Source organism: Streptomyces sp. NPDC126510, from assembly GCF_040302345.1.
GTDB lineage: Bacteria > Actinomycetota > Actinomycetes > Streptomycetales > Streptomycetaceae > Streptomyces.
In genome coordinates this window covers 42,346-63,260 of the sequence record NZ_JBEORR010000017.1, presented here as the reverse complement: position 1 = coordinate 63,260, position 20,915 = coordinate 42,346, and the positions used below count along the sequence as shown (strand labels likewise).

The following is a 20,915-nucleotide window of genomic DNA, read 5'->3' as shown; positions in this document are numbered from 1 at the left end:
GCGCCACTGTGACCAGCGCGTACGGTCCGATCGCCGCGCGCCCCGTTGTGCCCCGGCAGGGGCCGCTCGATGCCGCTCAACCGGCCAGGCGCTCCACCAGCAGGAACCCGCCGATGGCGATCATCATGGCGCCGGACACCCGGGTCACCGCCCGGGCCGCGGAGGGCCTGGTCCTCAGGACGGTGCGGGCGAGGACTCCCACGGTGAGGTAGACGACGGCACAGGCGGTCATGTGCAGCGAGCCGAGCAGGCCGGTCTGGCCCGCGACCGGCCAGGCACCCGCGGGGTCGATGAACTGCGGGAACAGGGAGAAGTAGAGCAGCAGCGCCTTGGGGTTGAGGCCGCTGATCCCGATCCCTCTGAGCAGGACCCGCGCACGGGAGGTGCCCTCGCCGCCCACGGCCTCCTCGGCGGCTGTCAGGGCCGCAGGCTGCCGCAGCACCCCCCAGCCGAGCCACACCAGATAGCCGGCCCCGGCCACGGTCAGCGCCGTGAGCAGCGTCCCCGAGCTCGCCACGATCACCACCAGTCCCGCCACGGCGAGCAATGTGTAACCCGCGTATCCGGCGACCAGCCCGGCGACGGCCGGCACCACCGAGCGGTCCCGCAGACCGGCAGTGATCGCGTAGGCCCAGTCCGCGCCGGGGGTGAACACCAGCAGGAGATCCACTGCCAGAAAAGCCGCCAGCGTGGTCGTGTCCATCGATCGTTCCCTCTCACGTGCTGTGGTGCGAGAGGAAGGCTAGGCCGGATCCGCCCGAAATTGTTCCTTTCTTTTCTCCTTGATCACGTGATCTGGGGCAGAATCTTCTCCATGGATGCCATGGACCGGAAAATTCTTACCGAGCTGCAGCTGGACGGCCGTCTCACGGTCACCGAGCTGGCGGCGCGCGTGCGACTGAGCGTCTCGCCCTGCCACCGCAGGCTGCGCGACCTCGAACGCGACGGTGCGATCCGCGGCTACCGCGCGGTGGTGGACCCGGCAGCCGTCGGCCTGAACTTCGAAGCACTCGTCTTCGTCACCATGCGCCTGGAGGACGCCGACACGGTCTCCGCGTTCGAAGAGGCGGTGGCCGCCGTCCCGCACGTGCTCCAGGCCCAGCGCCTGTTCGGCGATCCCGACTACCTCCTGCGCGTCGCCGCCACCGACCTGACCGCCTTCCAGCAGCTCTACGACCAGCAGCTCGCCCGGCTCCCGGGCGTACAGCGCCTCAACTCCACCCTCGTCATGAAGCACGTCGTCGACGACCGCCCGCTGCCCGCGTGAGGGAACACCCCTGCGGGCCGCCGGCCTCAGCCGCCCAGACCTCCGGCGAACGGCATCGACCGCCACTGCTCGACGGCCGGCTTCAGGGCGTCGACCAGCAGGGGCAATTGCGGCGCGAGCGCGAGACAGGCCACCGCGCGGGACATGCCCACCGCGTTGACGACCCGCAGCACATCCTGGTCCAGCCGCCGCAGACCGAGACGCCCGGCGGCGGCGTCGTACGCGGCCTCGCAATCGGGTCCGAAGGCAGACAGGTCCCACTCGACCGGTCCGAGGGTGGTCAGTTCGAAGTCGGAGTACAGCACGCCGCCCGGGCCGGAGACGATGTTGGCGGCCGGGGCGTCACCGTGGATCGGCTGGAACTCGATCCCGGGGAACACCGCCTCGAAGCCCGCACGTGAGGCGACCACCGGCTCCAGCACCTCCCACTCGCGCCGGGCCCGGTCGAGATCGGCCGGGTCGAGAAGGTCGGGGCGCCCCTCCAGCGCGGCAAGACCGTCGGTGACGAACCGCGGTTCGGCCGCTGTGAGAAACGGCAGTTCGCCGGGGTAGGCGCGCAGCGCGGCGTGCAGGTCGGCGACCAGCCCGGCGTGGTGCGCGTAATCGGGCTCGGAGCTCTGGTCCAGCTCGACGAACTGCCAGAACGTCATCGAGAACCCGTCGTGCCGCACGGGCTCCCGCGGCACGAGCGGACTCGGCGGAATCACCGGATGCCCCTGATCCGCGAGCCACCCCACCACGTCCAGCTCCTGCCGCTGCCGCGCGGCCTGGGAGTCGGCGTCGGCGTACGACGGCAGGACGGTCGGCACCCTGACCACCACCGGTGACGGAGCCAGGTGCACCACGACGGAGAACACGTCGTAGATCACCTTCGCGTCACCCACGTCGAGCCCCAGATCTCCCCCCGCGGCGACGGCGGCGGCGAGGGCACGGGACGTACGGACGGACATCTGATCAGGTGTCATGAACCCTTCCATGGCGCCGATGGTGTCACGCCGGCCCCGGAAGGGCACCCGGATATGGTGCACGGCCCGTGTGTGCGCGTCAGGTCAAACTCCGGTGCGCTGCAAGGCAATCGGAGCGTCCGCGCCCGGCCTAGCGTGGCCGTGTCCCTTGCACCAGCCGCTCGGAAACGAGGAAGCAGCACATGCCGTACATCACCGTGGGCCAGGAGAACTCCACCGCCATCGACCTGTACTACGAGGACCACGGTTCCGGTCAGCCGGTCGTCCTCATCCACGGTTTCCCGCTCGACGGGCACTCCTGGGAGCGGCAGAGCGCCGTCCTGCTCGACGCCGGCTACCGCGTGATCACCTACGACCGGCGCGGTTTCGGGCAGTCCGCCCAGCCGACCACCGGCTACGACTACGACACCTTCGCGGCCGACCTGAACACCGTGATGGAGACCCTCGACCTGCGGGACGCCGTTCTCGTCGGCTTCTCGATGGGCACCGGCGAGGTCGCCCGGTACGTGTCCCGCTACGGCACGGACCGGGTCGCCAAGGTCGCCTTCCTCGCCTCCCTGGAGCCCTGCCTGCTCAAGTCCGACGACAACCCCGACGGCGTCGCTCCGAAGGAGTTCTTCGACGGGGTCGTCGCCGCGGTGAAGGCCGACCGCTACGCCTACTACACGGACTTCTACAAGGACTTCTACAACCTCGACGAGAACCTCGGCACGCGGATCAGCGAGGAGGCCGTCCGGCACAGCTGGGACGTCGCCGCGAGCGGCGGCTTCTTCGCCGCGGCCGCCGCGCCCGCCACCTGGTACACAGACTTCCGCGCCGACATCCCGGCGATCGACGTGCCGGCCCTGATCCTGCACGGCACGGGCGACCGCATCCTGCCCGTGGAGGGGACCGCGCGCCCGTTCCGCAAGGCGCTTCCGGCCGCGGACTACGTGGAGATCGAGGACGCACCGCACGGTCTGCTCTGGACCCACGCCGAGGAAGTCAACTCGGCGCTGCTCGCCTTCCTGGCCAAGTGACCGGATTCTTCCTCCGATTCTTCCTGGACCGCCCCGGGGCGGCGTGGTGACATCGTCAAGGCCGGCAGCGGATTCCGCCTGCCGGCCTTCGATGATGTCCAGGGGGGAAATCCAGGTGTCCGTCGTCCTGTCCACCGCGTCACTGCCTGCGGCCGACCGGGGGGAGCGCTGGCACCACGCGGTGTCCCGGACCTTCATCCCGCTCGACGTGCGACTCCTCGAGGACGATCCGTCGCCCGGCAGCATCGTCAGCCACCGGCTGGGCTCCTTAGGGGTCTCGCAGGTGCAGGCGGGCCCGCAGGTCGTGACCCGCAGCAGGCGGCTCATCGCGCAGGACGGCAAGGAGTTCCTCATCCTCACCCTGCAGCGGCGGGGCAGCGCCCTCAAGGAGCAGGACGGGCGGGAGGCCCGCATCGGGCCGGGGGACTTCTCCCTCTCCGACTCCTCCCGGATGTTCCGCAAGAAGGTGCAGAACGCGTTCTGCTTCACCTCCTTCCACTTCCCCCGCGAGGATCTCCGGGTGCGTGACGAGGACCTGCGGGCGCTGACCGCCACGGCGTTCTCCGCCCGGGAGGGCAGCGCCGCCCTGGTGGGGACCTACTTCGCGCGGCTGGCACGCGAAGCGGCGCATCTCGACGCCTTCGCCGGGCGACAGTTCGCCGCCACGGCCCTCGACCTGCTGGCGCTGCTGATCGACGAGCGCAGTGGCCGCTTCGTCCCCCGGGCCCCGGAGACCACCGCCGCCACCCTCGTACGCGTCAAGGACCACATCTCGCGCCACCTCGCCGACCCCGGCCTGGCACCGCCCGGGATCGCCGCGGCGCACTTCATGTCGGTCCGCTACCTGCACAAGCTGTTCCAGTCGGAGGGCGTGACGGTGGGGGAGTGGATCCGGACGCAGCGGCTGGAGCGGTGCCGCCGCGATCTCCTGCGCTCCCCGGCCCCGGGGCACGGGGTCGCGACCGTCGCCAGACGCTGGGGCTTCACGAGCCCCAGCCACTTCAGCCGGGCCTTCCGCGCGGCCTACGGGACGACGCCCCGCGAGTGGCAGCTCCACGGCCTGTCCGGCGAAGGGGCGGGCGACGACGGGTCGCCGGACGCGGCGGGGCGGGAACGTCCTGGCGGACCGGCTCGTTGCCCATGAGTTCGCCCGGGTCCGGTTTCGCCCGGGTCCGGTTGGATGAGCAACGGCACCGGCGGGGACGGCCGTGAGCGCCGCAACGCCCCCGAGGGGGAACGACCGGCACACCTGGCTGGCTTCGCCTCCACGACGGGCCGCAGCGGCTGAGGTCCGTCACTGCGCGAACCGGGTGAGCGGCGCCGGCCGGCCCGCGGCCAGTTCGGCGAGCCCCGCGAACGCGTCGTCCCGCACGTCCGCCGGAGCCTGGCCCTCCATCGCGAGCACGGCACGGTACTCTGCGGCGGCCTCGGCCCGCTCGCCGAGACGGGCCAGCGCATGCGCCAGGTGCAGGTGGACCTTGCCCGCCTGCTTGTGCCATCCGCGGGCGTCGAACTGCCCACGGATGGACCGCAGCGCTTCGGCGGCCTCCTCCCACCGCTCCTCGTCGAGATGGACGAAGGACACCGCGTAGAGGGCGGTCAGGACGGTGAACTCCCTCACGTTGGGCGGAATCCGGTCCCGGTGGCGGGGGTCCGCGAGCGCGTCCATGATGTCCCCACAGGTCTCCACGGCCGCCTGTGCGCGTCCCGCCCCGCGCAGGACCCGGATCATCCCGCAGGAGACCTGGAGGTACCCGTTGACGTCGTCCGCCGCCGTGAACAGTTCCGCGGCGCGCAGATAGTGGTCGGCCGCGAGCGACAGGTCGTCGGCGGCGTCCCGCAGCCAGCCGAGATACGCGTGGGCCCATGCGTGCTGGAGGACGTCCCCGGCCGCCCGGGCGAGACGCAGCGCGCTCGTGGCCGCCTCCACCGCCTCGTCGTGCCGGCGTGCGCAGGCCCAGTACGCCCAGGCGAGGTAGTTGCGGTGGGTCGCCTCCAGCGCGGCGTCCTGGAGGGCCGCCCCGGCAGCGGCGGCCCGCTCGTACACCTCGACCCAGTGACCCCAGGACACCCAGTGGTCGGAGAACCAGTGCATGGCCTCCGCGACCTCGACCACCCGCCGGTGCTCGCCGTGCGCCGCGGCCTCACGGTACGCGGCGAGCCAGGTGTCACCCTCTGCCCTGATCCAGCGCGCCGCCTGCTCGCGGTCCTCCAGCGCGACCAGCCGGCCGGGGTCCGCGGGCGGCATCCCGTAGTCCGGCTCGTACCAGCGGCCGGCGAGGACGGCCGTGTCCAGCAGCCAGTGCCGCAGCCGGGACCGCGCGGCGAGCGACCTCTCCTCCCCGTCCGCCTCCCCGTCCGCCGAGCCGTCCGCCGGCCCGTCCTCCGAGCGGCGGCGCGCAGCCGCGTACAGGCGCAGCAGGTCATGCAGGCGGTAACGGCCCTGACGAGACGTCATGAGCAGCCCCGCCTCCAGCAGTTCCTCCAGGAGGTCCTCGGCGTCGGCCAGGGGAACGTCCGCGAGCACGGCGGTCGGGGCGGCGCTGAAGTCCCCGCCCGGCAGCAGCGACAGCAGCCGGAACATCCGGGCGGCCTCGGGGGCGAGACGGGAGCAGGACAACGCGAAGGCGGAGTTGACCTTCAGGTCGCCCGCGCTGAGCGCGTCGAGCCGGCGGTCCTCGTCCGCGAGCCGGCCGGCGAGCCGCTCGAGGCTCCAGTTGGTGCGGGTGGCCGCCCAGTTCGCGGCCACCCGCAGCGCCAGCGGCAGATGCCCGCACAGCTCGGTCACGACGTCCGCGGCCCCCGGCTCCGCGTCCACCCGCCCGGCGCCCACGACAACACGCAGCAGGGCGGCGGACTCCCGCGGGCTCAGCGCCCCGAGCGCGACGCGTCGAACGCCCTCCAGGCCGGCGAGTGTGCGTCGGCTCGTCACCACCACGAGCAGCCGCCCCGCACGCGGCAGCAGCGGCCTCACCTGGGCCTCACCGCCCGCGTTGTCCAGCACCAGGACGGCGCGCAGCCCTGCGGCGACGTCGTGGTAGCGGGCCAGCCGCTCTTCGGCGGTCAGCCGGGCCAGCTCGGCGTCCCCCACGCCCCACGCGCCCAGCAGACCGGCCACTGCCTGTTCCGCGGACAGCGGCCGCTCGTCCAGACCCCGCATGTCCACCAGGAACGCCCCGTCGGGGCAGGGTGACGACGGTTCCTCGGCCAGCCGAACCGCCAGCGAGGTCTTGCCGCTTCCGGGCGGGCCGGACACCACGGCCACCGGGGGAGCGACCACGGCGCCCTCTGCGGCCTCCCGCGCGAGCGCGCGCAGCTCGGTGAGTTCCGCCTGCCGGCCGACGAAGTCCCGCACGCCTCGTGGCAGCGTGTGGAGGGAGGCCCTGACCGGCTCGGCGGACCGCGCCCCGGGCCGGGCCGCGCGGGCGGCGGCGAGGAGGCCGGCGTGCGCCGACTCGTCCAGGTCCAGTCCCTGGGCGAGCGCCGTGATGGTGCCCCGGTGCGGACGCCGGCTCCGGCCCCGCTCCATGTCGCCGATGGCCCGCCCCGAGATTCCCGACGCCTCGGCCAGTTCCTCGATCGTCAGCCGGCGACTCTGCCGCAGCGTGCGCAGCAGCCGGCCGAACGGCGCCGTGATCCCCACCCCAGTGCCCACCGCGCGATGATACGGGGACGACCGGCGGTCACGCGGCCGAGGGACCGGCATGACGGAGGGATCGAGGTAATGGATGTGACAGCCGCCGCCGGGGACCTCCTGGCGTCCCTGGCAGAGCGGGGCGACGCGGATTTCGCGGCCGGAACGCAGCGGTACTTCCCGCAGGAGATCCGCGCCCTGGGCGTGAGCAACGCCTCCGTCGTCGAGCTCGCGAACGACTGCTTCCGTGAGCGGCCGGACATCCCCCCGGCGACGCGTCTGGCCCTCGCGGAGGAGGTGCTGTCACGCGCTTCGCACCACGAAGAGGTCCTGCTGGGTTTCGCGCTGCTGCACAAGGTCGCGAGGGCCGGGCTGGGCGACGAACTCCTCGACCGCTGTGAGGACTGGCTCGAAACGTATGTCTCCAACTGGGCGCAGTGCGACGACCTGTGCCTGAAGCTGCTGTACCCGTTCTTCCGCGGGCACCTCGACCGGATCCCGCGGACGCGGCGCTGGGTCGCGTCCCGGTCGCCCTGGGCGAGACGCGCCGCGAACGTGGCCGTCGTGAAGTTCGTCCGGAGAGCCGTGGGGCGGACGGTGTTCGAACTGCCCCTGTCGCACGTCTTCGACAACTGCGTCCGGCTCATGCACGACGAGGACGTCTACGTGCGGAAGGGCTGTGGATGGCTGCTCAAGGTCACCGCCGAGGTCCATCAGGACGAAGTGGCCGCATTCCTGCGCACGTGGCACACCCGGATGGCCCGCGACACCTTCCGGTACGCGATCGAGAAGATGGATCCGGAAACGCGGGCTTCCCTGATGGCGCTGGGCAAGGAGACCCGCAGGTGATGTCGGCCGGGGCCGCCGGGGCCGCCGGGGCCGCCGGGGCCGCCGGGGCCGCCGGGGCCGCCGGGGCCGCGGCGGGCCGCCGGCACGTCCCCGGCGATGACGGTGCGTGAACTCGCGTAGGAGGAACACCGTCCGACGCGGCGGCTCCCGGGCCCTGCCTGAGCCTCTGCCGCTCCCTTCGGGGTGGCGTGGCAGAGCTCGGTGACACGAGCGGCGGCACCCGCGAGGCAGTCAGGCGGCCTCGCCGGTACGGTCCCGCAGCGCCTGGTACACGGACCACGTCACGGCCACCAGCGGTACGGCCACCACCGCGCCGATCACCCCGGCCGCGACCGCCCCGCCGACCACCGCCAGGGCGACCACCACCGGGTGCAGTCGCACGGCCCAGCTCATCACGACGGGGTGCAGCACGTGGCCCTCGATCTGGCCGATGACCACGACCAGCGCCACGACCACCAGGGCGATGAGCGGCCCCTTCGACGCCAGCGCGACGACCGCCGCGATCGCCAGGGCGATGGGCGAGCCGATCAGCGGGATGAACGCCGCCAGGAACTCCAGCAGGGCCAACGGCACGGCGAGCGGCACCCCGAGGGCGAACAGCGCGATGCCCACGAGGACCGCGTTGGTCGCCGCCACCAGCAGGATGCCGCGCGTGTAGCCGGTGAAGGTCCGCCAGGCGGCGTCGGCCCCGACCGCGAACCGCTGCCGGGCCCGCTCGGGGAGCTGGTCGCACAGCCACCGCCACTGCTTGTCGCCGGAGTGCGTGAAGAAGACCGCGCAGAACAGGGCCAGCGCGAGCACGGTCAGCACCTCGACCAGCCGGCTCGCGCCGCTGAGCGCCGTACTGACGACGGTGGAACGGTGGTCCGACAGGAGCTTGCCGATGCGGGACTGGAGATCGTCGAACGCGTCCGCGGGAAGCCGGAAGGGCGGCTCCTCCAGCTTCCGTTCGATCCGGTCGATCCCCGCCACGAACTCCTTCTCCAGCCCGGTCCGCTGGTCCGCGACGGTCTCACCCACCAGGGCGAGCGCCCCGAGGACGAGGACGATGCCGCCGATGAGCGCGGCGGCCACCGCGAGCGGCCGGGGCACGAAACGGGCCAGCAGACCGGCCACGGGACGGAGCACCGCCGTGACGACCAGACCGAGGAAGACGGCGACGGCGACCCGGTGGAACTGCCCGAGCACGGAGAAGGCGACCCGGACGACGATGCCGACCGCGATGAGCCGCCACGCGTACGCGGCCGCGGTCCGCAGCACGCCCGGCACGCGCGACTCGGCGTCGTCCAGGCGCGGCGGCGGCGCCGAGTCGGGTGGATCGGAGGGCGTCGGCATCTCATGCCCGTACCACCCGCCGGCCGCCGAACCGCGGAGCGGACCCGGAATTCCCCCGAAGGCCGGTACCGGCCCGAAGAGAGGGCGGTCGTGTGGGCCCGTACGTGTGCGCTCTAGTCGCTGCCGCGTTCCAGGACGCGGCGGGCTGCCTCCGCCTCCGCAGCCGCGGGCGACAGTTCGTCGAGGGTGTCGAGCTCGTCGTCCGCTTCCAGTTCCCGTTCCCAGGCCGCCGCGAGGCGTTCCTGCTCCTGGCGTGGCCTGGCACCGACCGCTTCGCGGTGCTCCGGGTCCAGAGCTGCCAGGAATCGTCCGAGCTGGTCCGTCGGCATACGGGGCTCCTTGTCGAGGAGAAGGGGAGCGATCTGCCCCAGCATGGCCGAACCGCCGCGCCCCGGCGGCTCGACACAGCCGGGGAACACCGCGTTGGCCCCTTCGCCCACCCGCGCGCTTCGGGCAGGTCAGAGGGCGCACGCGTGCGGCGACCTTCCGGGAGGAGCGGATCGTTCTTCTTCGCGATCGCCGGTCACGGATGACAGGGTGGACCGTGCCCGTCGACGCACAGCCCCCAGGAGCCCGACATGACCAGCAGCTTCCGTCCTGACTTCGGGCTCACCGCGCAGGACTACGGCCGCCACCGCGCCGGATTCCCACCGCAGATCGTCACGCACCTGTACCGGCACGGCATCGCCTTCCCCGGCAAGGACGTACTCGACCTCGGTACCGGCACCGGTGCCCTGGCCCGGCTGTTCGCGCGGGCGGGGGCGCGGGTGACCGGTGTGGACCCGGCGGCACCCCTGCTCGAACAGGCCCGGAAGCTCGACCGGGAAGCCGGGGTGCGGACCGACTACCGGGTGGGCACGGCGGAGTCGACGGGGCTGCCGGACGCGTCGTACGACCTGGTGGCGGCCGGCCAGTGCTGGCACTGGTTCGACGCGCCGAAGGCCGCGGCCGAGATCACGCGGCTGCTGCGTCCCGGTGGCCGGGCGGTCATCGCCCACTTCGACTGGCTGCCCCTGCCGGGCAACGTGGTCGAGGCGACCGAGGAGTTGATCCTCTCCTTCAACCCGGCCTGGACGTTGGGCGGCGGCACCGGCCTGTACCCGCGCTGGCTGACCGACCTGGCCACCGCGGGCTTCACCGGCATCGAGACCTTCTCCTTCGATCTGGCCGTGCCGTACCCGCCCGAGGCGTGGCGCGGCCGGATCCGGGCCAGTGCCGGGGTCGGCGCCTGCCTGCCGCCGGACGAGGTGGAACGCTTCGACGACGCCCTCGGCCGGGTGCTGCGCGAGCGTTTCCCCGGCGACGTGATTCAAGTCCCGCACCGTACCTGGGCGGTTGTCGCCACGAGGGGCGACGGCTGAGCACGCTCAGCGGGACACCGGCTCCTCGGCTGCCAGGAGGGGCCTCCTCAGCCCACCCGGATCACCATGTACGTCTCTCCGTCCCCGGGCGGGCGCGTCCATGAACGGGCGACGAACGTGTGCAGCCGCCCGTTCACGAGGGCATGACGCGGCAGACGGACGCCGAACTCCTCGGCCACCGCCTCCAGCAGCGACCGCTCCACTCCGGCTCCGCCTTCCGGGTCACCGAAGAACCGGCTCGGGTCGAGCGCTCCCGGTATCTCCCCGCTCGGCCGGACCTCTCTGTCCGCGTACGTGAAGGAGTACTGCTCGGCACCGTCCCGCGCCACCGAAAGGTGGAAGAACGGCTCCCCGTGCCGTGCCCTCAGACCGCTCCACACCACCACGGCACGGGTTCCCGCGGCGGCGGACGCGGCCGGGGAGACGAACCGCCGGTGGTCGAACGGGGCCGGATCGCCGTCGAAGGCGAAGCTCCAGCCGGCGCCGGCCCGGCCGACCGCCATGAGAGCCCTGTCGTCGTAGGAGGAGAACTCCCTGCGGCCGCGCAGCCGCGTCTTGCGCGCCTCCCAACGGGTCATGGGTGCGCTCAGCGCGCTACTGTCCCCGTCCCCGTCCGCGAGGCGCCCGGCCAACTCCTCCGGCTCCACCCCCTCCACCAGGACGAACCGGTAGGACGTGCGGTTGTCGCCTGGGTCGGGCTCTGCGAGCCACGCCAGGCCGCCCGGGTCGAGCCCGGCCGACGGACTCGGCGTGTCACCCGACTGCCCGCCCCTCGGTCTGGACAGCAGCTCCCGGCCCCGATCCGGGGTCAGCAGCGGCCCGAGCACGGGGTCGGCCAGCCAGCCGAGGGGCGCCAGGTGATCCGGTCCCAGCGGCTCCCACAGGGGCACGGCGTCGATCAGTGTCCGCCACGCCCCGTCGGTGTCGCCCCAGCGCGCCGACTCCCGGGCCCGCTCGACCGCCTCCCCGAACGGTCCGGCCGCCGTGTACCGGTACGAGCCGCTGCGCATCTGACCCAGCGTCGCGTGAGCCCATGACACCAAGTCCTCGTCGGCTCCGCGCAGATGGAACATCAGGCTGGAATCGTCCTGGTACGAGTGCGCCGCGTGCTCGGCGACCAGCGCCGGCAGCAGCTCGGACGCGTACCGCTGATTCGTCACCAGGTCGTCGAAGTGCACCATATGGGTCTGTCCGAGCAGGCGGCGGATCTGGTCACCCAGCCCGGCGGCCCGCGGTCTGCCGTACCCCTTGGCCTCGTCCAGCGCCTCCAGAGCCCGCTCCCAGCCGCCGCGCAGCGCCTCGATTCGGGCCTCCTCCAGCTGCGCGTCCAGCGCGCGTGTCGTGTCGTTCACGAACACCGGCGCCTCCGCGCCCCCGTGCGACCGCAGGCTGTGGAACTCCCGGTACACCTCGAGCATGAAGGCGGCGAAGCTCGCGTGTCGCTCGGGCGACGCGGCACGCCAGCTCGCCCACGTGTACACGGCCCATTCGCCGTCCTCGTCCACGTCCTCGGGGTCCATGAGGACGTAGGTGGCGTCGGACTCGACGTCGAGCTGCAGCCCGCGCCGCCAGATGTCCGCCTCCCGCCGCTCCTCGGGCCCGGCGTCCTCGTCCAGGTGCTCCTCGAACATGTACGAAAGCCCGGACGCGTTGGCGTGCCAGCGCGCGGACTCGGTCCCCGCCAGCAGCCACACGAACCCGCCCGCGTGCCGCCACCCGTCGGTGACCGCGAGGAACTGCCGGTACGACGGGGGCATCCGCCGGCCCAGACGCTCCTCCATGGCCGCTATCCGCTCCTCGGACGCGGGTGGGAACCCCAGCCACCGTGCCTGAAGCGCGGCCTCGTCGTCCGCTCCCCGCGTCTCGTCCTCCGGCAGGGAATCCGCCCACTCCCCACTCCACCTGAGCAGGAAGGACCGCCAGTCGAATGCCGTGGTGTCCGTCATGGGCCCGATGCTGCCACCCGCCACTGACAACGCTCCGCCGACTGCCCTGGCCGAAGGCGGACGCCCCGGGGAGAGTTGTTCGACCCATCGGACATTGTTCGGAACCTCTTGACGCTGCCCCGGCCGTCGGCCGAGACTCTCGCAACACGCGTTCACCTGCACGTAACACGAGGCCCGCGGCCAGGAGTTGCCGTCGCCTCGTCATCCCCGCACGCACCTACCGCTCCGCCCTGCCCGTCATCGGCCATGCCTCAGCAGAGGACCCCACAAGACATGACGCACGTCGCACGACTTCGCAGCCGCGCGAGACGTTGGGCGGGTCCTCTCGCCGGACTGACCGCCGCGTCGATGCTGCTCGCACTCGCCGGCCCCACCGTCTCCGCGCAGGCGGCCCCGGAGGCACCCGCGCCCGAAGCGGCGGACCTCACCGAGGGCCTGGCCCTGTGGTACAAGCTCGACGCCGGCACCGGCGCCACCGTGACCGACGCCTCCGGCAACGGCCGCGACGGCACGGTCAGCGGCACCGCCGACTTCCCGGCATCCGGTCAGGGCCTCGCCTTCAACGGGTCGGACACCTACATCAAGGTGCCGGACGACGTCATGAAGGGCATGGACTCGATCACCGTCTCCCTGGACGTGCTGATCGACTCCGCCCAGAGCACGCCCTACTTCCTCTACGGCTTCGGCAACACCAGCGCGGGCAGCGGCAACGGCTACCTGTTCGCCACGGGCAACTCCTTCCGCACCTCCGTCGCGACGGGCAACTGGTCGACCGAGCAGACCACCAAGCCCTCCGACTCCCACAGCCTCACCCGCGGCGTGTGGAAGCACGTCACCTACGCCCAGACCGGCTCCACGGGCGTGCTCTACGAGGACGGCGTCGAGGTGGGCCGCAACACGTCGGTCACCACGACGCCCGGCGCCATCGGATCCGGCACCACCAAGGCCAACTACATCGGCAAGTCCGTCTACGACGGCGACAAGCTCTTCAAGGGCCGGATCCGCGACTTCCGCGTGTACGACCGGGCCCTGGACGGCTCGGAGGTCGAGCAGCTCTCCCTCCCCGTCGCCACGCAGGGCGTCGCCGCCGACAAGGAGGCCCTGAGCCTCGGCGACATCAGCGGCGTCACGTCCGACCTGGACCTGCCCAGGACGGGCGCGGCCGGCGGCTCCGCCATCGGCTGGACCAGCGACAACCCGTCCGTGGTGTCCGCCACCGGCAAGGTGACCCGCCCCGCGGCAGGCTCACCGGACGGCCGCGCCACGCTCACGGCGACCCTGAGGAAGGGCACCGTGACCGCCACCAAGACCTTCGACGTCACGGTCCGCCCGGCACTCGACGACGACGCCGCCACCCGGCAGGCCGCCGAGGATCTCACGGTCCACAACCTCGACGACGCGCGCGGCAACCTCACCCTGCCCGAGAGCGGCACCTACGGCACGGCCGTCACCTGGTCCTCCGCGAAGCCGGACGTCGTCTCCGCCGACGGCGCGGTTCACCGCCCCGCGCACGGCGACGGCGCCGCCACCGTCGAACTGACGGCCACCGTCACCAAGGGCGAGGCCCGAGCGACGCGCGTGATGACGGCCAAGGTCCCCGAACTGCCCGCCGCGGCGCCCCTCAAGGGCTACATGTTCAGCTACTTCACCGGCGAGGGCACCTCCGACGGCGAGCAGCTCTACGCCGCCCTCAGCAAGGGCAACGACCCCCTGCACTGGCGGGAGCTCAACGACGGCAAGCCGGTCCTCACCTCCACGCTCGGCGAGAAGGGCCTGCGCGACCCGTTCATCATCCGCTCCCCGGAGGGCGACAAGTTCTACCAGATCGCCACCGACCTCAGGATCTACGGCAACGGCGACTGGGACGCCTCCCAGCGCACCGGCAGCAAGTCCATCATGGTCTGGGAGTCCACCGACCTGGTCCACTGGACCAACCAGCGCCTGGTCAGGGTCTCGCCCGACAGCGCGGGCAACACCTGGGCGCCGGAGGCGTTCTACGACGCCGAGCGCGGTGAGTACGTCGTCTTCTGGGCGTCGAAGCTGTACGACGACGCCGACCACTCCGGCGACACGTACAACCGCATGATGTACGCCACCACCCGCGACTTCTACACCTTCAGCGAGCCCAAGGTCTGGATCGACCGCGGCTACTCGGTCATCGACTCCACGATGATCCGGCACGACGGCACGTACTACCGCCTGTCCAAGGACGAGCGGAACAGCAGCTCCTCCACCCCCAACAGCAAGTTCGTCTTCCAGGAGAAGAGCGACTCGATCCTGAACCCATCCTGGACGCCGGTCGCCGAGGGCATCGGCAAGGGCGCGATGAACGCCGCCGAGGGACCGCTGGTGTTCAAGTCCAACACCGAGGAGAAGTGGTACGCGTTCCTCGACGAGTTCGGCGGCCGCGGCTACATCCCGTTCGAGACGACCGACCTCGACTCCGGCACCTGGACCCCCTCCACCGGCTACGACCTGCCCGCCAAGCCCCGTCACGGCACGGTGCTGCCGGTCACCCAGGCCGAGTACGACCGGCTGCTGCGCGCCTACCAGCCCGACCAGATCGTGAAGAGCGTCGAGGACGTGTCGGTGAAGACCCGGGTCGGTGACGCCCCGGTCCTGCCGGCCACGGTGATCGCCGAGTACGCCGACGGCGTCAAGCGGCCCGTCTCCGTCGACTGGGACGACGTCCCGGCCTCGAAGTACGCCCAGGCCGGCACCTTCACCGTCACCGGCAGCCTGCCGGGCGGCGCCGCGATCCCGGTTCACGCCGAGGTCACCGTGTCCGAGGAGGGGCCGGACGTCCCGGCGGACCTGCTGCTGCACTACGACTTCGACGAGACCGGCGGCAGCATCGCCCGTGACTCCAGCGGGCACGGACACCACGGCACCTATGTGCGGACCCCCGACTTCGGCGCCGGTGTCGAGGGCGGCTCGTTCAAGATGTCCGGCGGCTCGGACTCGCCGTACGTGAAGATCCCCAACGGCGTGCTGAAGGGCGCCGGCAGCGTGACGGTGTCGACGTACGCCAAGTGGAAGGGCGGCAGCAGCTTCCAGTGGCTGTTCGGACTCGGACCCGACAGCGACAAGTACCTGTTCGCCACTCCGTCCAACGGCGGCTCCAGCCTCTACTCGGCCATCACCAAGGCGAGTTGGTCGGCCGAGTCGAAGCTGACGGCCGGCTCACAGCTCACACCCGGCCAGTGGCGGCACGTCACGGTGACGCTGGACGGCACCACCGGCACGATGATCCTCTACGCCGACGGTGTCGAGGCGGCCCGCACGACGACCACCATCAAACCGTCCGAGCTGTACGACGCGGCCAAGGACTACAGCGGCTACATCGGCAAGTCCCTGTACTCGGCCGACCCCTCCTTCGGCGGCGAGGTCGACGACTTCCGCATCTACGACCGTGCCCTCTCGGGCGCCGAGGTCATGGAGCTCGGCGGCAACACGGCGGGCATCGCCAAGGCGACACATCCGGCGCTCAAGGTCGACGCGCTCGTCGACAACGCGGCCGGCACGATCACCCTGCCGATGAAGGCGGGTACCGATCTCACCGCCCTGGCACCGGAGTTCACCCTCGCCCGAGGCGCGACGATCAGCCCCGCCTCCGGCAGCGTGCGTGACTTCACCAAGCCGGTGACGTACGAGGTCACCGGGGCGGACGGCAAGAAGCGCACCTGGAAGGTCTCGGCGCTCGTCATGAAGACCCCGGTCCTGCCGGGCCTGAACGCCGACCCGAACATCGTGCGCTTCGGCGACACCTTCTACATCTACCCGACCACCGACGGCTTCGAGGGCTGGAGCGGCACGCAGTTCAAGGCCTACTCCTCCACGGACCTGGTCCACTGGAAGGACCACGGCGTCATCCTCGACCTCGGTCCCGACGTCAGCTGGGCCGACAGCCGGGCCTGGGCGCCGGCGATGACGGAGAAGGACGGAAAGTACTACTTCTACTTCTGCGCCGACGCGAACATCGGCGTCGCCGTGTCCGACTCGCCCACAGGGCCGTTCAAGGACGCCCTGGGCAAGCCGCTGCTCAAGGCAGGTGACTTCCGGGGCCAGATGATCGACCCGGCGGTCTTCACCGACGACGACGGCAAGCAGTACCTCTACTGGGGCAACGGGCGCGCCTACGTCGTCCCGCTCGGCGACGACATGACCTCCCTCGACACCTCGAAGGTCGAGGACATCACCCCGACCGGCTACAACGAGGGCACCTTCGTCGCCAAGCGCAAAGGCACCTACTACTTCATGTGGTCGGAGAACGACACCAGGGACGAGAACTACCGCGTCGCCTACGCGACCGGCCCCTCACCCACCGGCCCGTGGACCAAGCAGGGCGTCATCCTGGAGAAGGACCTGTCCCTGGGCATCAAGGGCCCGGGTCACCACTCCGTCGTCCACGTCCCCAACACCGACGACTGGTACATCGCCTACCACCGCTTCGCCATCCCCGGTGGAGACGGCACCCACCGTGAAACGACCATCGACAAGCTGGAGTTCGGCCCCGACGGCCTGATCGAGAAAGTCGTCCCGACGCTCGGCGGCATCGAACCGGTCACCGTCGTCCACGCCGGGCCGGACGCGACGGGCACGGAGGGCGAGGCGATCACGCTCGCCGGCACCGTCTCCGGGGCGGGCACGCCGAAGTGGACCGTCCGGGACGGCGCCCCGTGCGCGGTCGAGGACCCCGCCGCGGCCCGCACGACCCTCACCTGCACCGACGACGGCACCTTCCAGGTCACCCTGACCGGCGGGCGCGGCAGCGACACCGCGAGCGTCAAGGTCTCCAACGCGGCCCCGTCGATCACCTCCGCCAAGGGCCCCGGCTCGCCCGTCTCGGTGGGCAAGGCCGCCGTCGTCACCGCGTCCTTCGACGACCCGGGCACGAGCGACCGCCACACCTGCACGGTCGACTGGAAGGACGGCAGCCGGCCGACGACCGGCACGGTCACCGGCTCCGGCTGCCGCGCCGCACACGTCTACGACGACGCGGGCATCCACCGGCCCGTCGTCACGGTCACCGATGACGACAAGGGCACCGACTCCACCACGCTCGCGGAGCTGATCGTCTACGACCGTGCCGCCGGGCCGGCTGCCGGCGCCGGCATGATCACCTCGCCGGCCGGTGCCTATCCCGCCGAGCCCCGGCTCACCGGCAAGGCAGCGTTCACCTTGGGCGTCCGGTACCGCAAGGGAGCCACCACCCCCACCGGCAAGGCCACGTTCGTCCTCGGCTCCGCGCGGCTCACCTTCCGCTCGACCGGCTCCGACTGGCTCGTGGTGAACGGCTCCCGGGCCGTCTACCAGGGCACTGGCACGGTGGGCGGCAAGAGCGGCTACACCTTCCGGGCCACCGTCACCGATGGCCCGGACACCTTCCGCATCAAGATCTGGAAGAAGTCCACCGGCGACGTCCTCTACGACAACGGAACCGGTGCCGGGACGAAGGGAGTCATCACCGTCGGAAACCACCGGCGCTAGGCCGACCGGGCACAAGGGCGCCTGACAGGAATCAGACCTGGTCAGGCGCCCTTGTGCTGCGCGCCGGCTCCGATGGCGACGCACGAGGCGCCACCGCCGCCGGCAGAGCCCGGCCCGGCCCCCCTGGACGGCTCGGCACCGGTCCGTGCCCGGGGCGCGGACGGGAGCCGGCGCCGCCGGTTGAGCGAGGCGGGCCGCGGCGGGATGCTGAAGGCACCGCCCGTGACGGGTGGCACAGGCCGTGCCGGGCGCGGCAGGAACGAAGTCGGGACACCCCATGGACAACCGACCCGACACGAACACAGGAGAAGGGGGCGCGGCGGCGCCCGAGGACGCCGCCGTAGTCATCGACGCTCGTGGTGCCGTGCTGGTGTGGAGCGCGGGAGCCGGGAGGATGCTCGGATACGAGCCGGAGGAGGTCGTGGGCCGTCCGGCCGCCCACCTGCTCTCCGCGAAACTGCCCCTGGCGATGCGGCGCCACCTCGCCGCGGGTGAACCGTGGACGAGTGACGTGGGACTGCGGAAGCGGGACGGAGGCCGCGTCAAGGCGCAGCTCAGGGGCGCCCCGCTGGTGGACGCGCGCGGCAGGACCGCCTGGGTCGTCACCCCGGCCGCCGTGACCTACCCCGCCGGGCCGACCGAGGAGGAGCCCACGGAGCTGTGGGACCTCACGCTCGCGCAACTTCCGCTGCCGGTGGCCGTCTATGACCGTGAGGCGCGGTTCGTGACCTGCAACCAGGTGATGAGCCGTGCCATGGGGCTCACCACGGACGAGATGAGGGGCAAGACCCTGTGGGAGATCTACCCCACCCCGCCCCTGGACGAGATCGACCGCCTCCAACGAGAGGTGGTGCGCACCGGCGAGATGATCGTCCGCGAGGAACAGCCCTTCCGGGCCTCCGGCGAGATCCGCGATCACGCGTGGTCGGTCTTCCTCTCCCCGCTGAAGAACGGGGCGGGGGAGACGCTGGGCATGTCCGCGCTGGTGATCGACATCACCGAGCAGTACTGGGCCCGGCGCCGCCTGGCGGTGCTCAACGACGCCAGTACGCGGATCGGCAGCACCCTGGACGTGACCCGGACGGCCGAGGAGCTGGCCGAGGTGGCGGTGGACGGGTTCGCCGACTTCGTCACCGTCGACCTGCTGGAGGCGGTCGCCCGAGGCCATGAACCGCAACCGATACCAGCCGGCACCCAGGTCGTCTTCCGCCGTACCGCGCAGCGGTCGGTGCTGCCGGGGTGCCCGGAATCCGTGGTCCCGGAGGGTGGGATCGACATCTGCCCGCCCGGCTCGCCACCCGCTCGGGCGCTGATCACGGGCCGGGGCGCCGTGTACCGGATGGGTGATCCGCTGCTGGGCGACTGGTCGACGGCCCACCCGGCCCGCGCCGAGAGTGTGCGGAGGTTCGGAGTCCACGCGGTGATGATGGTGCCGCTGCGCGCCCGGGGCGTCACCCTGGGTGTGATGCACCTGGTGCGGCACCGCACCGCGGACGCCTTCACCGAGGACGACCTGCTCCTGGCCGAGGAGATCGCCGCACGGGCGGCGGTGAGCGTCGACAACGCCCGCCGCTACACACGCGAGCGCCACACCGCGATCACTCTCCAGCGCAGTCTTCTGCCGCCCGGGCCGCCCCGGGCGCCGGCGCTGGAACTCGCCCACCGCTACTTTCCCGCCGGATCGGGTGACGAGATCGGCGGCGACTGGTTCGACGTCATCGCACTGTCCGGTGGCCGGGTCGCACTGGTGGTGGGTGACGTCGTGGGCCAAGGGGTGCACGCCTCGGCCGCGATGGGCCGCCTGCGCACCGCGGTCCGCACGCTCGCCGACGCCGACTTCGCGCCCGAGGAGCTGCTCACCCGCCTGGACGATTTGGTCATCCGCCTCGACCGGGAGGAGGGCCCGGACACCCGCGGGCCGGGGGAGGGGGCGTCGGCAGAGGTCGGGGCCACCTGCCTCTACGCCGTCTACGACCCCGTCGCCGGACGGTGCGACATGGCCCGGGCCGGGCACCCGCCGCCCGTCCTGGTGAACCCCGACGGGACCACGCAGGTCCTGGACCTGCCTGCCGGGCCCCCGCTCGGCCTGGGCGGCATGCCCTTCGAGGCCGCCCGGATCGAGGTGAGCGAGGGCACTCTGCTCGCCTTCTACACCGACGGCCTGGTCGAGACCCCCGGCCGGGACGTCGACGTCGGACTGGAGCTGCTGAGCGAGGCGCTGCGGCGTCCCGTCGCGGGCCTGGAGGAAACCTGCGAGGAGGTGCTGCGCAAGGTGCGGGCCGAGCCCGCCGCCGACGACATCGTTCTGCTCCTGGCGCGGATCCGCGGTCTCGGCAGCGACCGGGTACGCGTCTGGAGCCTGCCCGTGGATCCCGCGGCCGTCGCCGGAGCCCGCCGCATGGCGAGCGAGCAACTGGCCGCCTGGGGGCTGGACGAGCTCGAGTTCCCCACGGAACTGATCGTCAGCGAGCTGGTCACCAACGCCATCCGCTACGGCAACACCCCCATCGAGCTGCGCCTCATCCGCTCCGACGTCCTCGTCTGCGAGGTCTCCGACGGCAGCAGCACCGCCCCGCTCCTGCGCCGCGCCCGGGTCTTCGACGAGGGGGGCCGCGGACTCCTGCTCGTCGCCCAGGTCGCCGAGCGATGGGGCAGCCGACACACCGCGGAGGGCAAGACGATCTGGGCCGAACAGCCCCTGCCGGACTGACGGTCCCGGCGGGGGTCGTCCGGCGGGGCTGCGTCCCCTGTCGCTGTCGCCTCCGTGGAACTCGTGCCGAGGGACGGGTAAATGAGTACGACTCATTTTTCCGCTTCCGGAAGTCGCGATGGAACTCTTTTCGGGCGGCGGTGTCGAGCGGGCGGCCGGTTCACTGGACTGCACGCGTCAGTTGTCGCAGCGGCATGTCGATTGACCTGCTGTTTTTCCTCGTAGGGCAGGGGGCGGGCGACCCGGCTGAGACACGGGCGCATGTCACTGGTGTTGCTTGAGCGAAAAATAGGCATGCCTATCGTCTTGACGCTGACCCCGACTTCCGTCGATAAATGC

The 20,915-nt window shown here is 71.8% G+C and carries 13 protein-coding genes and 1 pseudogene; 8 read left to right on the top strand and 6 right to left on the bottom strand.

The genetic code is table 11. The annotated features are described in order from the left end of the window. Positions 1 to 76: 76 nt before the first annotated feature. A complete protein-coding gene (locus ABTX60_RS24150; RefSeq protein ID WP_352099084.1) occupies positions 77 to 703 on the bottom strand; it encodes a LysE family translocator in 627 nt (208 codons plus the stop codon). A gap of 111 nt (positions 704 to 814) precedes the next feature. Here ABTX60_RS24150 and ABTX60_RS24145 point away from each other — a divergent pair, with 111 nt between their 5' ends. Then, on the top strand, positions 815 to 1,267 hold the full coding sequence (locus ABTX60_RS24145) for an Lrp/AsnC family transcriptional regulator (RefSeq protein WP_352099083.1): 453 nt from the start codon (positions 815 to 817) through the stop codon (positions 1,265 to 1,267). Between the two features lie 26 nt (positions 1,268 to 1,293). Here the strand turns inward: ABTX60_RS24145 and ABTX60_RS24140 are convergent, their stop codons facing one another. Next, positions 1,294 to 2,232 carry an aminoglycoside phosphotransferase family protein gene (locus ABTX60_RS24140; protein WP_352099082.1) on the bottom strand — a complete coding sequence of 313 codons (939 nt, stop codon included), beginning with the start codon at positions 2,230 to 2,232 and terminating at the stop codon, positions 1,294 to 1,296. A gap of 182 nt (positions 2,233 to 2,414) precedes the next feature. Between ABTX60_RS24140 and ABTX60_RS24135 the strand changes: the two genes are divergently transcribed. The 3 genes and pseudogenes from ABTX60_RS24135 to ABTX60_RS43250 form a co-directional block, all read left to right on the top strand. Beyond that, a complete protein-coding gene (locus ABTX60_RS24135) occupies positions 2,415 to 3,251 on the top strand; it encodes an alpha/beta fold hydrolase (RefSeq protein WP_352099081.1) in 837 nt (278 codons plus the stop codon). 115 nt (positions 3,252 to 3,366) lie between these two features. Continuing rightward, a complete protein-coding gene (locus tag ABTX60_RS24130; protein WP_352099080.1) occupies positions 3,367 to 4,395 on the top strand; it encodes a helix-turn-helix domain-containing protein in 1,029 nt (342 codons plus the stop codon). 33 nt (positions 4,396 to 4,428) lie between these two features. Further along, positions 4,429 to 4,539: pseudogene (locus ABTX60_RS43250) on the top strand (DUF5701 family protein); the annotation flags it as partial. A 6-nt stretch (positions 4,540 to 4,545) separates the two neighbouring features. Here ABTX60_RS43250 and ABTX60_RS24125 read toward each other — a convergent pair. Then, positions 4,546 to 6,906, bottom strand: a complete 2,361-nt coding sequence (locus ABTX60_RS24125; protein WP_352099079.1) for a helix-turn-helix domain-containing protein — start codon at positions 6,904 to 6,906, stop codon at positions 4,546 to 4,548. A 69-nt stretch (positions 6,907 to 6,975) separates the two neighbouring features. Here ABTX60_RS24125 and ABTX60_RS24120 point away from each other — a divergent pair, with 69 nt between their 5' ends. Then, entirely contained in the window at positions 6,976 to 7,734 is a 759-nt protein-coding gene (locus tag ABTX60_RS24120) for a DNA alkylation repair protein (protein ID WP_352099078.1), read from the top strand. A gap of 231 nt (positions 7,735 to 7,965) precedes the next feature. Here ABTX60_RS24120 and ABTX60_RS24115 read toward each other — a convergent pair whose 3' ends face one another. Together ABTX60_RS24115 and ABTX60_RS24110 are read right to left on the bottom strand one after the other, a co-directional pair. After that, a complete protein-coding gene (locus ABTX60_RS24115; protein WP_352099077.1) occupies positions 7,966 to 9,069 on the bottom strand; it encodes an AI-2E family transporter in 1,104 nt (367 codons plus the stop codon). A gap of 113 nt (positions 9,070 to 9,182) precedes the next feature. After that, positions 9,183 to 9,398 (bottom strand): hypothetical protein, encoded by a 216-nt coding sequence (locus ABTX60_RS24110; RefSeq protein WP_352099076.1) that lies wholly within the window; start codon positions 9,396 to 9,398, stop codon positions 9,183 to 9,185. A gap of 249 nt (positions 9,399 to 9,647) precedes the next feature. Here ABTX60_RS24110 and ABTX60_RS24105 point away from each other — a divergent pair, with 249 nt between their 5' ends. Then, positions 9,648 to 10,430: a class I SAM-dependent methyltransferase gene (locus ABTX60_RS24105; protein WP_352099075.1), complete on the top strand. Its 783-nt coding sequence runs from the start codon at positions 9,648 to 9,650 to the stop codon at positions 10,428 to 10,430. Between the two features lie 47 nt (positions 10,431 to 10,477). Here ABTX60_RS24105 and ABTX60_RS24100 read toward each other — a convergent pair whose 3' ends face one another. Beyond that, the gene (locus ABTX60_RS24100; protein WP_352099074.1) at positions 10,478 to 12,376 is read right to left on the bottom strand and encodes an SMI1/KNR4 family protein; all 1,899 of its coding nucleotides are present in this window, start codon (positions 12,374 to 12,376) and stop codon (positions 10,478 to 10,480) included. Positions 12,377 to 12,649: 273 nt separating this feature from the next. On the opposite strand from ABTX60_RS24100, the gene ABTX60_RS24095 reads away from it, so the two are divergent. Both ABTX60_RS24095 and ABTX60_RS24090 read left to right on the top strand, forming a co-directional pair. Continuing rightward, positions 12,650 to 17,866, top strand: a complete 5,217-nt coding sequence (locus tag ABTX60_RS24095; protein ID WP_352099073.1) for a family 43 glycosylhydrolase — start codon at positions 12,650 to 12,652, stop codon at positions 17,864 to 17,866. A gap of 277 nt (positions 17,867 to 18,143) precedes the next feature. After that, the gene (locus tag ABTX60_RS24090; RefSeq protein ID WP_352099072.1) at positions 18,144 to 20,576 is read left to right on the top strand and encodes a SpoIIE family protein phosphatase; all 2,433 of its coding nucleotides are present in this window, start codon (positions 18,144 to 18,146) and stop codon (positions 20,574 to 20,576) included. The last annotated feature ends 339 nt before the right edge of the window (positions 20,577 to 20,915 follow it).